This is a genomic window from Achromobacter sp. (genome assembly GCF_057314935.1).
In genome coordinates, this window is sequence record NZ_DBHKZA010000077.1 from 16,772 (window position 1) to 27,919 (window position 11,148).

Consider the following 11,148-nt stretch of genomic DNA (forward strand, 5'->3'; position numbering starts at 1 on the left):
CCACCCTTTGATTCCGCAGGACTGATATGAAAGCCGTATTCAACATCGACGACGCCAATCCCCGCCAGGTGGAAGTGGACTTCAATACCCTGATCGTGGCCGGCTGGGCCGGACGCGACATCGCCGCCATCGAGCACCACATCGAAGAGCTGGCCGCGATCGGCGTGCCGCGCCCGACCAGCGTGCCGCTGTACTACCGCATCGCCGACAACCAGCTGACCCAGGCCGCGCGCGTGCAGGCCGTGGGCGAGGAATCGTCGGGCGAGGTCGAAACCTTCGTGTTCGCCGTGGACGGCGAGATGTACGTCAGCATCGCGTCCGACCACACCGACCGCAAGCTGGAGACGGTCAGCGTGGCCATGTCCAAGCAGGTCTGCGTCAAGCCCGTGGCGACCGGCGCCTGGCGCCTGGCCGACGTGGCCGACTACTGGGATGAACTGGTCATCCGTTCCTATATCGTCGAGAACGGCGAAAAGGTGCTGTACCAGGAAGGCCCGTTGTCCACGCTGCGTACGCCGCAGGACCTGATCGCCGGCTACACCGGCGGCGCGGCCGTCCTGCCGCAAGGCGCCGGCATGACCTGCGGCACCGTGGGCGCCATTGGCGGCATCCGCGCGGCGGCGGACTTCACGATGGAACTGTTCGATCCGCGCCGCCAGCGCACGCTCAGTCACCGCTATCATGTCGAATCGCTGCCTGTGGTGGCCTGATTCCGGTTTCGCACGGTATTGATCGCCAGGCGCGCCTTTCGAGACTGCGCCTGTCCGCACTTTTACGCCGCAAGACGGCACTAGGACAATGATGGTTTCGACCTTGAATGAACTGAGCTTGGCCCTGAGCGAGGGCCGCAGCACCGCGGTGCAACTGACCGAGGCCGCGCTGGCGCGGGCGCAGGACGAAGCGGGCGAGGGCGCCCGCGTGTTCACCAAGCTGTATGCCGAATCGGCGCTGGCCCAGGCGCGCGCCTCCGACACCTTGCGCGCAGCCGGCATCGTCCGGTCGGCCGTGGAGGGCTTGCCCATCAGCATCAAGGACCTGTTCGACATCGAAGGCGAAACCACGATGGCAGGCTCGGTTGCGCGCGAAGGCGAGCCGGCGGCCGACGAGAACGCCGAAGTCGTGCAGCGCCTGATCGCGGCCGGCGCCGTCATCATCGGCCGCACCAACATGACCGAATTCGCCTATTCGGGCCTGGGCATCAACCCGCATTACGGCACGCCGCTGAACCCGTACGACCGCGCGACCGGCCGCATCCCGGGCGGTTCGTCCTCGGGCGCCGCCGTGTCGGTGGCTGACGGCATGGCCGTTGCCGGCATCGGGTCCGACACCGGCGGTTCCGTGCGCATCCCGGCCGCGCTGTGCGGCCTGACGGGCTTCAAGCCCAGTGCCTGGCGCGTGTCCATGACCGGCGTGCTGCCGCTGTCGGCCAACCTGGATTCCATCGGCCCCATCGCGGCCAGCGTGCGCTGCTGCGCGGAGCTGGACGCCATTCTTTCGGGTGACGGCGGTCCCGTGCCGGAAGCGCTGCCGCTGCGCGGCCTGCGCCTGGCGGTGCCGACGACGCTGGCGCTGGACGCCATGGAAAAGCACGTGGCCGACACTTTCGCCGCCACCGTTGCGCGCTTGAAGGAAGCGGGCGCTTTGGTCGACGAGATCGCCATCCCCGAATTCGCGGAACTGGGCAACATCAACAGCAAGGGCGGCTTCACGGCCGCGGAAGCCTGGGCCTGGCACCGCGACCTGATCGCCCGCGCTGGCAAGCGCTACGACCCGCGCGTGGTGTCGCGCATCATGCGCGGACAGGACATGTCGGCCGCCGACTATCTGGACCTGCTGGACGCCCGCGAAGCCTGGGTGGCGGCCGTGGACCGCCGCATCGCCGGCTACGACGCCCTGATCATGCCGACGACGCCCATCATGGCCCCGGCGGTGGACGACCTGGCTGCCTCCGACGAAGCCTATTACGCGGCCAACGGCCTGATCCTGCGCAATCCCACCCTGATCAATTTCCTGGATGGCTGCGCCTTGTCGCTGCCGTGCCACGCGGCGGGCACGGCGCCGGTGGGCCTGATGATCGCGGGCAGCAATGGCGCCGACCGGCGCATCCTGGCCATCGGCCTGTCGGTCGAAGACCTGCTGGCCGGGCGCTGAGCGCAGGCCGTGCCAAAGGCGGGCCAGGCGGCGCGGGATCCGCGCCGCAGCCCGTCCGCGGCTAAGATGACGATTGGGATTGCTCACGTTGTGGGCAGACGCGGGACGCCGGGCTCATGATCGATCTGCGCAATATCGAGACATTCTTCTGGGTCGCCACCTTGGGCGGGTTCCGCGCTGCCGCTGAAAAGCTGAATGCGACGCAGCCGGCGATTTCGCAGCGCATCGCGTCGTTGGAATCGGACCTGGGCATTCGCCTGTTCGACCGCGACGCCCGCGGCATCAAGCTGACGGGCAAGGGGCGCGAATTGCTATCCCACGCCGAGCGCATGTTGCAGCTGCGGCGCGACATGCAGGAAGCCGCGGCCGCCAAGAGCATCATGAGCGGCACGCTCAGGCTGGGCGTCTCCGAGACGATCGTCCATACCTGGCTGCCGACGCTGATGGAGTATCTGCACGACAGCTATCCAGCCTTGATGGTCGAGATCCAGGTCGATACGACCACCATGCTGAAATCGCAGCTGGCCGCGCGCCAGATCGACCTGGCGTTTCTGCTGGGACCGATGGAAGAACCTCGCGTGGAAAACCTGTACCTGTGCAATTACCCGCTAAGCTGGGTGGCCAGTCCGAAGCTGAAGGTCGGGCGGCAGCCGATCAGCCTGAAGCGGCTGGCGGAGTGGCCGGTCATCACCTATTCCTCCACCACCGACCCGCACCGCTCGGTCCGGCAGTTGATGCTGCAGGCCGGCGTGGAGTCGCCGCGCATGTACGGAAGCTCCGCGCTTAGCGTCATCGTGCGCATGGCGCAGGACGGCATCGGCACGGCGGTCATCGCGCCGGTCATCCTGCGCAAGGAACTCGCGCAGGGCGACTTGCGCATCCTGGAAGTGAAGGCGCCTGCCTTGCCGCCTTTGCATTACACGGCCTGCTGGATGCAAGGGCCCGACAGCCAGATTCCCCGCGTGGTGGCCGAAGCCGCGCAGCAGATTGCGCGTGAAGACGCGCTGCGCCATCCGGCAAAACCCTGATAAGGAATGTTGATCGGGGTCTATCGCAACATGTGATTAGACGATCGCTTGTACTTCCGGTGCAATCCCCCCTATCCATTACACATCCAGGGGAAGGGCATGGCACAGGGCATGGCAGGGCGGGACAGTATCGCGTTGGCGCGGCAGGCGCGCCTGGACGCCCGCAGCGGCAAGTTGACAGGGCCGACGGCGAATCTTGCGCCTGGGCACGTGCAGGCCAATCTGGCCATCCTGCCGCGCGCGCTGGCGGCCGACTTCCTCCATTTTTGCCAACGCAACCCCAAGCCGTGCCCATTGCTGGCCATGTCTGAACCGGGCGACCCCGCGGTGCCGGCGTTGGGCCACGACATCGACATCCGCAGCGACATTCCGCGCTACCGGGTCTGGAAAGACGGGGAACTGGTCGCCGAACCCACGGATGTCCGCGACATCTGGCGCGACGACCTCGTCTCATTCCTGATCGGTTGCTCGTTTTCCTTCGAAGAAGCGATGCTGGACAACGGCCTGCCGGTGCGCCATATCGAACAGGGCTGCAACGTGCCCATGTACCGCACCAATGTGCCGACGCACGCCGCCGGCGTATTCGGTGGCCCGTTGGTCGTGTCGATGCGGCCCTTGAAGGCCGCCGACGCCATCCGCGCGATCCAGGTCACGTCGCGCTTTCCTTCCGTGCACGGCGCGCCCGTCCATATCGGCGACCCCGCATTAATCGGGATTGCCGACATCAACCAGCCGGATTACGGTGATGCGGTTGAGATACGCGAGGGCGAGTTGCCCGTATTCTGGGCCTGCGGGGTAACGCCGCAGTCGGTCGTGGCCGCCGTGCGCCCGGAATTCTGCATTACGCACGCGCCGGGCCACATGCTGGTCACGGATCTGATCAACAGCCGGATGGCGATTCTTTGACGGTTGCGCAAGCACCGCGAGATGGGATCCGACCCTACTAATCAGCCATTTGTCAGCACGAAGCAGTTAGAACCACCCAAACGGTAGTTTTCAGCCGTAGCAGTTGTGCCACCAAAACGATCCATTAAAGGACAAGGGGAAAAGGCGACAACAGTTCAGCACCCGGTGTCTTGCGGTTTGCCGCAGGACGGCGGGCTGCCGCGAGTCCGTTCGTTCCAGGCCGGGGCTGGCGCCCGGCGCATTGCTTTCCAAGTTGGTTCATTCCAGGAGTCTAGTAATGAAGATGAAGCTCATTGCGGGTGTCGCCGCAAGTCTGGCGCTGCTGTGCGCCGTGCCTGCCCAGGCGCAGCAGAAGACGGTGCGTATCGGGGCGATCTACCCCTTGTCCGGCGCCTTGGCGTCCACGGGCGCCGAGATCAAGGCGGCGGTCGAACTGGCCGTCGATATCGTCAATAATCCGCACCCCGAGCTGGAAGGGATTCCGCTCGCGGCCGGCAGCGGCCTGCCCGCGCTGGGTGGCGCCAAGATCGAAGTGGTGTTCGGGGATTCCCAAGGCAAGCCCGAAGTCGGCCTGGCCGACGCGCAGCGCCTGATCGACCAGGAAAAGGTGGTGGCCTTGACGGGCGCCTACCAGTCCGCCGTCACCAAGACGGCCAGCCGCATCGCCGAGCAGCGCGGCATTCCCTACGTCAACGGCGAGTCCAGCAGCCCGGACCTGACCGAGCGCGGCTACAAGTGGTTTTTCCGCACCTCGCCCAACGACGATACGTTCGTTGAAAACATGATGCAGTTCCTGGACGGCATCAAGGCGGTGCCCACCGCCAAGATCGCGGTCGTATATGAGAACACCGACTTCGGCGTGAACACGTACAAGGCCGTCGAGAAGTTCGCCAAGCAGTACAAGCGGGAACTCGTGGCCAACATCGCGTACAGCGCGGGCTCGGCCTCGGTGACGGCCGAAGTCCAGAAACTGGCGGCCGCGAAAGCCGACGTGGCGATCTTCGCCAGCTACACGTCCGATGCCATGCTGTTCGTGCGCACGATGCGCGAAAGCAAGTATGCGCCGCCGGTACTGCTGGCCAACGATGCCGGCTTTATCGATTCGCGCTTCGTGCAGGAAGTGGGCCCGCAGGTGCAGGGCGTACTGACGCGTGACGTGTGGGGCAACGACGTGGCCGCGGCCAAGGCGGGGCTGAAGAAGATCAACGACATGTACAAGGCCAAGACGGGCAAGGACCTGAACGGCAACAACGCACGTTCGATGCAGGGCGTGCTGGTGCTGGCCGACGCCATCAACCGCGCCGGCTCGACGGACCCGGAGGCCATCCGCAAGGCGCTGGCCGCGACGGACCTGGGGGAAGCGCAGGTCGCGATGCCCTGGGCCGGCGTGCAGTTCGACGCCAAGGGCCAGAACACCAAGGGTTCGGGCTTGATCCTGGAGCTCAAGGGCTCGTCCTACCAGACGGTATGGCCGGAAAAATACCGCACGGACAAGACCCTGCCCACGCTGCCGTTCTCCTGGAAGTAAACCACTGTCTTGCGTGGCGGGCCGCGGGGGTCCGCCACAGGAGCCCTCCATGTTTGAAGCTCTCTCGGCAGGCCTGTTCAACGGCCTGATCTATGCCGCGGTGGCGGTGGGGCTGGCGCTGATCTGGGGCATCACCGACGTCATCAATTTCGCGCACGGCGAATTCCTGATGTTGGGCATGTATGCCGCCTATTGGCTCTACACCCTGGGTCACATCGACCCCACGATGTCCGCGCCGCTGGTGGCCATCGTGCTGGCTTTCGTCGGTTTCCTGACCTATGCGCTGATCATCCGGCGCTTGCAGAAAGGGCCGCCGATGGCAGTCATCCTGGCCACCTTCGGCCTAGGGCTGGTGCTGCGCCAGCTCGCCTTCATCGCCTTTTCCCCCGACTACCGCAGCCTGCCCGACACGCTGGTGTCCGGCAGCGTGACGGTGGCGGGCATTTCACTGGGCCGTCCGCAAGTGGTGACGGGCCTGATCGCGCTGGTCGTCGTGGTGGCGCTGTTCGTGCTGGTGTACCGCACGCGATGGGGGCATGCCCTGCAGGCGGTGGCCGAAGACCGCCAGGTGGCGGCCCTGGTCGGCATTTCGCCGGACCGGGTCAATGCGCAGGTCTGGATGCTGGGCAGCGCGGCCGTGGGCCTGGCCGGCGCCTTGCTGACCACGTTCTTCTATGTGTTTCCATCCGTCGGCACGGTCTTCGGACTGCTGGCGTTCGTGGCGGTGTGCATGGGCGGCTTCGGCTCCCTGCCGGGCGCCTTCATCGCGGGGATCCTGATCGGCATCATCGAGGCCATGACGGGCTACTTCGTCGCGCCGGCCTTGAAGACGGTCAGCGTCTTCATCCTGTTCATCCTGGTTCTCTGGTACCGGCCGCGCGGCCTGTTCGGGCGGTGGTGACATGACGACACAGAAAATCGATTCCACGTCTTCGGGCGTGCCGAAATGGCCGATCGCCATAGCGCTTGCGGCCACCGCCGTGATGGCCGCGGTGCCGCTGGTGGTGACGGATTCCTTCACCCTGCAAGTGCTGTTGCTGGCGATCATGTTCGGGGCGCTGGGCGCCTGCTGGAACCTGGTCGGCGGCTTCCTGGGCCGCATTTCGTTCGGGCACAGCGTCTTCGTGGGGGTGGGCGGCTACACCACCTTGCTGCTGCTGCACCACCTGAAGCTGACGCCCTTGCTTGGCATCCCGCTGGGCGGCGTGATCAGCGCGGCGCTGGCCTGGCTGGTGGGCGGACCCACGCTGCGCCTGTCGGGCCATTACTTCGCGATGGCCACGATCGCGCTGCTGCAGATCGGCTTGCTGCTGCTGATCAATTGGGAATGGGCGGGGGGCGCGGTCGGGCTGGAGGCGCCGATCGGCGACGCCGCCTGGATGCTGCTGTTCCGCAGCAAGGTGCCGTACTACTGGATCGCCGTGGGCTTGGCCTTCCTGACGTTCTGCACCACGTATTTCCTGGTGCATTCCAAAGCGGGCTTCTACTGGCGGGCCATCAACGGCGACGAGGCCGCTTCGCGCAGCCTGGGCGTGCCTGCCGACCGCTACAAGATGCTGGCCTTCGTGCTGTCGGCTGGAATGACCGGCGTGTGGGGCGGCTTTTTCGCCATGTACGTGGGCTTCATCGACCCGGAGTCCATGTTCAGCCTGACGATGTCGGTGCAGGTGGTGCTGGTGACCATCCTGGGCGGCGTGGGCACCTTGATCGGTCCCTGGCTGGGGGCGGCGGTGCTGTTGCCGCTGTCGGAAGGCACGCGGGTGCTGTGGGGCAGTTCGGGCCTGGGCCTGGACCTGCTGATCTTCGGTCTGGCCATCCTGCTTGTCACGATGTTCTTGCCGGGTGGTCTGGTGACATTGAGGAGGCGCCGTGGCTCTGCTGGACGTTAACAACCTGACCAAGCGCTTTGGCGGCCTGGTCGCGAACAAGGACATTTCGCTGTCGGTGGAGGCGGGCGAGATCGTCGCCATCATCGGCCCCAACGGCGCTGGCAAGAGCACGCTGTTCAACGGCCTGGTCGGCCACCACGAACCCACCTCCGGCACGGTCACCTTCAACGGCCGGTCGATGATCGGCCTGCGCCCGGAGCAGGTGGCCGCGCTGGGCCTGGTGCGCACGTATCAGATCCCGCGCAGCTTCGGGCAGATGACCGTGTTGGAGAACGCCATGGTCGGCGCGCTGCTGCGCCATCCGCGCCTGCCGGATGCGCGCCGTGAATCCGCGCGGGTGCTGGAACTGGTGGGCTTGGCCGACCGCGCCGACGTGAAGGCGGCGGACCTGAACGTGGCGGGGCAGAAGCGGGTGGAGCTGGCGCGCGCGCTGGCGACCGAACCGCGCATGCTGCTGCTGGACGAAGTGGCGGGGGGCCTGAACCCGGCGGAAGCCATCGCCCTGGCCGAGATCCTGCGCGGCATCCATGCCGCCGGGGTCACGCTGATCATCGTCGAGCACGTGCTGGAAGTGGTCATGCGCCTGGCGCAGCGGGTGCTGGTGCTGAATTTCGGGCAGATGATCGCCGAGGGCGCGCCGCAGGAAATCGTCCGGAACCCGGCCGTGATCGAAGCCTATCTGGGGAGGAAGCACCGTGCCTGACGTGATGCTGCAAGTCGAGAACCTGAGCGTGGCCTATGGCGGCGTGCAGGCGGTGCGGGGCGTGTCGCTGGAAGTCCGCAAGGGCGAGATCGCGGCCTTGCTGGGCGCCAACGGCGCGGGCAAGTCCAGCACCTTGCTGGCCACCATCGGATCGGTCAAGCCCAAGGAAGGGCGCGTCGTCTTCGAAGGCCGCGAGATCACGGGCACGCCGCCCGACAAGCTGGTGACGCAGGGTATCGCGATGATCCCCGAAGGCGCCCGCGTGTTCGCGCGCCAGCCGGTGGAGCAGAATCTGCGCCTGGGGGCCTATACGGTGCGCGACGAGCGCATCTACCGGGAACGCCTGGAACGGGTCTACACCCTGTTTCCTCGCCTGAGGGAGCGCCGCGAGCAACTGGCGGGCACCATGTCCGGCGGAGAACGCCAGATGCTGGCCATCGGACGCGCGCTGATGAGCGGCCCGCGCCTGCTGCTGATCGATGAGCCGAGCCTGGGGTTGTCGCCGTTGCTGGTCGAACAGGTATTCGACGCGCTTGTCGCCTTGAACCGCGACGACGGCTTGTCGGTGCTGCTGGTCGAGCAGAACATGGCGCAGGCGCTGGAGGTCGCCGCGCGCGCCTATGTGATGCAAAGCGGGCGCGTGGCGCTGTCTGGCAATGCCGCGGAACTGGCGGCCTCCGACGAGGTCCGCAAGGCCTACCTGGGGATGTAGGAGGGGCGAGCAAAAGAAAAGCCCATCGCAAGCGATGGGCTTTTCCATGCGGCCCGGGGGCAGGCCTTGAGGCGGACAGGTCTTAGAAGATGTGGCGGAAGCCCACCGCAGCGCCGACCTGGTTGCTCTTGCCGGCGATTTCGCCGCTGGCGGCATCGCTGACCTTGTTCCAGTCCACGGTGCCGTAGACTTGCGAGCGCTTGGACAGCGAGTATTCGGCCACCGCGACCAGCGCGTAGCGCTTGCCCTTGTCGCCGTCCGTGACCACGTTCTTGCTCTGGTCGTAGTAGCCGGCGCCGGTGATGGCCCAGCGCGGGGTGGCTTGCCAGGTCACGCCAGCGAAGTAGCCGTTGTCCTTGCGGTCCAGGCCCGAGGCGGTGGTGGTGCCGCCCATGACCGCGTTGACCCAGCCCGTTTCGTCGCGGCCGTTGTAGTAGCCGGCGAAGATCTTGGCGCTGTCGAACTGGTAGGACGCGTTCAAGTTCCAGACGCGCTGGCGCAGGTCGGAATTGGCGCCGTCATAGGTCTGCTGGTAGGCAGCGCCCAGGCCCAGCTTGCCGACCATGTAGCGCAGGCTGGCGCCGTATTGCTGGCCGGCCTTGTGGTCTTCCCAGCTTTCGCCGTTGGCCCACGACAACGCCAGGGACAGGTCGCCAATGGTGTTGGCGTACTTGGTCATGTTGTTGGTGCGCACGCGGCCCATGGCGGCAGGCATCCAGGCGTTCTGGTCGTAGTTGCCGATGGTCAGCGGGTCGAAGTAGTCAGCCAGCAGGTCGTGCATCGGCGTGTTCTGCAGACCCAGGGTCAACTGGCCGATGCTGCCGCCATCAAGGCCGACGTAGGCCAGGCGGCCAAAGGTCTTGCCGGACGCGGCCGAGTTGCCGTTCTGCATGTTGAAGCCGTTTTCCAGGCGGAAGAAGGCACGGTTGCCGTTGCCCAGGTCTTCCGAGCCGCGCAGGCCCCAGCGGCTGTTGGAGATGGCGCCGTTTTCCATCGAGACGCGGCTGCCGTCCTGGCCGACGCTGCCGGCGCTGGTATTCAGGTAGCGGATGCTGACGTCAGCGATACCGTACAGGGTGACGCTGGTTTCAGCCGACGCCGTGCCGGCGGCCAGGCCGAGGCCGGCGAGGGCGAGGGATAGGGTGATGCGTTTCACTGAGGACTCCTCCTGTGTAGCTGTTTTTAGATTGCACCGGGCTTGTGGCCTGGTCTGTTGCGCCGGGCGGATCGTCTGACGCCGGGCCGCTGCACCGACGCTTTGGGTAAGCGCGGGTCCGGAGCATTGGCCCGAAAGGTATGACTGCGCCACATTGGTGCAACGTGTAAGCGCCTGGGGATTCTAAAAAAGTTACCGGTTGTGTAGGGCCAATTTGTTTTCGGCGTTTTCCCTGGTTTACAGATTTCGAAAACAAGCGGTTATTGGAATAATCGCCGGATTGTCCCAAAAAAAACCCCGTTCACAGAACGGGGTTTCAGGAGGCCGGGGAGGGGCTACAGCGTCATGTGCAGCGGCAGCCACGTCGCGATGCCGGGCACGGCATAGAGCAGCAGCACCGCCAGGATCATCAGGAAGAACATCGGCAGCGATGCGCGCGCGATGTAGGGCAGCTCGCGTCCGCTCATGCCCGACAACACGAACAGGTTGAAGCCCACGGGCGGCGTGATCTGTGCCATTTCCACCACGAATACGATGAAGATGCCGAACCAGATCAGGTCGATGCCGGCGGCTTGCACCGTCGGCAGCAGCACGCCCATGGTCAGCACCACGATCGAAATGCCGTCCAGGAAGCAGCCCAGGATGATGAAGAACACCATCAGCGCCATGATCAGCCAGAACTGCGACAGGCCCAGTCCGCCGATCCACTCCGCCAGCGCGCGCGGCAGGCCGATGTAGCCCATTGCCAGCGTCAGGAACTGCGCGCCCGCCAGGATCAGCGCGATCATGCAGTACAGGCGCGTCGCGCCCAGCAGCGATTGCGTGAAGGTCGCGCGCGTCAGCGAGCCTTGCAGCGCGGACAGGATCAATGCCCCCACTACGCCAACCGCAGCGGCTTCCGTGGCCGTGGCGATACCGGAGTAGATAGAGCCGAGCACCGCGCCGATCAACAGCATCACCGGAATCAGATGGCGTGACTGCGACAGCTTGCGCATGAACGACATGCCCGGGTCCGCTGCCGGCACCTGGCCGGGATTGCGGATCGCCCACCAGGCGATGTAGCCGCTGAACAGCA

General features: G+C 65.8%; 11 protein-coding genes. 9 read left to right on the forward strand and 2 right to left on the reverse strand.

The genetic code is table 11. The annotated features are described in order from the left end of the window. The first annotated feature begins 26 nt into the window (after positions 1-26). The 9 genes from ACO6D5_RS23750 (at position 27) to ACO6D5_RS23790 (ending at position 8,917) form a co-directional block, all read left to right on the forward strand. Positions 27-710, forward strand: a complete 684-nt coding sequence (locus tag ACO6D5_RS23750; RefSeq protein ID WP_485826738.1) for a DUF2848 domain-containing protein — start codon at positions 27-29, stop codon at positions 708-710. A gap of 91 nt (positions 711-801) precedes the next feature. Continuing rightward, complete coding sequence (locus ACO6D5_RS23755; RefSeq protein ID WP_485826744.1) at positions 802-2,151, forward strand: amidase; 1,350 nt, start codon at positions 802-804, stop codon at positions 2,149-2,151. Positions 2,152-2,267: 116 nt separating this feature from the next. After that, a complete protein-coding gene (locus ACO6D5_RS23760; protein WP_485826739.1) occupies positions 2,268-3,179 on the forward strand; it encodes a LysR family transcriptional regulator in 912 nt (303 codons plus the stop codon). A 99-nt stretch (positions 3,180-3,278) separates the two neighbouring features. Next, complete coding sequence (locus ACO6D5_RS23765) at positions 3,279-4,085, forward strand: putative hydro-lyase (RefSeq protein ID WP_485826740.1); 807 nt, start codon at positions 3,279-3,281, stop codon at positions 4,083-4,085. A 277-nt stretch (positions 4,086-4,362) separates the two neighbouring features. Next, the gene (locus ACO6D5_RS23770) at positions 4,363-5,613 is read left to right on the forward strand and encodes an ABC transporter substrate-binding protein (protein ID WP_485826741.1); all 1,251 of its coding nucleotides are present in this window, start codon (positions 4,363-4,365) and stop codon (positions 5,611-5,613) included. A 49-nt stretch (positions 5,614-5,662) separates the two neighbouring features. Continuing rightward, positions 5,663-6,514: a branched-chain amino acid ABC transporter permease gene (locus ACO6D5_RS23775; RefSeq protein WP_006222255.1), complete on the forward strand. Its 852-nt coding sequence runs from the start codon at positions 5,663-5,665 to the stop codon at positions 6,512-6,514. A gap of 1 nt (position 6,515) precedes the next feature. After that, the gene (locus ACO6D5_RS23780) at positions 6,516-7,502 is read left to right on the forward strand and encodes a branched-chain amino acid ABC transporter permease (protein WP_485826742.1); all 987 of its coding nucleotides are present in this window, start codon (positions 6,516-6,518) and stop codon (positions 7,500-7,502) included. After that, the gene (locus ACO6D5_RS23785; protein ID WP_315846824.1) at positions 7,483-8,205 is read left to right on the forward strand and encodes an ATP-binding cassette domain-containing protein; all 723 of its coding nucleotides are present in this window, start codon (positions 7,483-7,485) and stop codon (positions 8,203-8,205) included. The genes ACO6D5_RS23780 and ACO6D5_RS23785 overlap by 20 nt, the downstream gene beginning before the upstream one ends. Before the next feature lie 4 nt (positions 8,206-8,209). After that, a complete protein-coding gene (locus tag ACO6D5_RS23790; protein ID WP_315846833.1) occupies positions 8,210-8,917 on the forward strand; it encodes an ATP-binding cassette domain-containing protein in 708 nt (235 codons plus the stop codon). An 82-nt stretch (positions 8,918-8,999) separates the two neighbouring features. Here ACO6D5_RS23790 and ACO6D5_RS23795 read toward each other — a convergent pair whose 3' ends face one another. Next, on the reverse strand, positions 9,000-10,073 hold the full coding sequence (locus tag ACO6D5_RS23795; RefSeq protein WP_315846825.1) for a porin: 1,074 nt from the start codon (positions 10,071-10,073) through the stop codon (positions 9,000-9,002). A 335-nt stretch (positions 10,074-10,408) separates the two neighbouring features. Continuing rightward, the coding region (locus ACO6D5_RS23800) for a TRAP transporter large permease subunit (RefSeq protein ID WP_485826743.1) at positions 10,409-11,148 on the reverse strand (740 nt) is incomplete at its 5' end.

Excerpts from the sequence above, each read along its gene's own strand:
- ACO6D5_RS23755 (WP_485826744.1), top strand. The coding sequence starts at position 802 with ATGGTTTCGACCTTGAATGAACTGAGCTTGGCCCTGAGCGAGGGCCGC.
- ACO6D5_RS23775 (WP_006222255.1), top strand. The coding sequence starts at position 5,663 with ATGTTTGAAGCTCTCTCGGCAGGCCTGTTCAACGGCCTGATCTATGCC.
- ACO6D5_RS23765 (WP_485826740.1), top strand. The coding sequence starts at position 3,279 with ATGGCACAGGGCATGGCAGGGCGGGACAGTATCGCGTTGGCGCGGCAG.
- ACO6D5_RS23760 (WP_485826739.1), top strand. The coding sequence starts at position 2,268 with ATGATCGATCTGCGCAATATCGAGACATTCTTCTGGGTCGCCACCTTG.
- ACO6D5_RS23770 (WP_485826741.1), top strand. The coding sequence starts at position 4,363 with ATGAAGATGAAGCTCATTGCGGGTGTCGCCGCAAGTCTGGCGCTGCTG.
- ACO6D5_RS23780 (WP_485826742.1), top strand. The coding sequence starts at position 6,516 with ATGACGACACAGAAAATCGATTCCACGTCTTCGGGCGTGCCGAAATGG.
- ACO6D5_RS23750 (WP_485826738.1), top strand. The coding sequence starts at position 27 with ATGAAAGCCGTATTCAACATCGACGACGCCAATCCCCGCCAGGTGGAA.
- ACO6D5_RS23790 (WP_315846833.1), top strand. The coding sequence starts at position 8,210 with ATGCTGCAAGTCGAGAACCTGAGCGTGGCCTATGGCGGCGTGCAGGCG.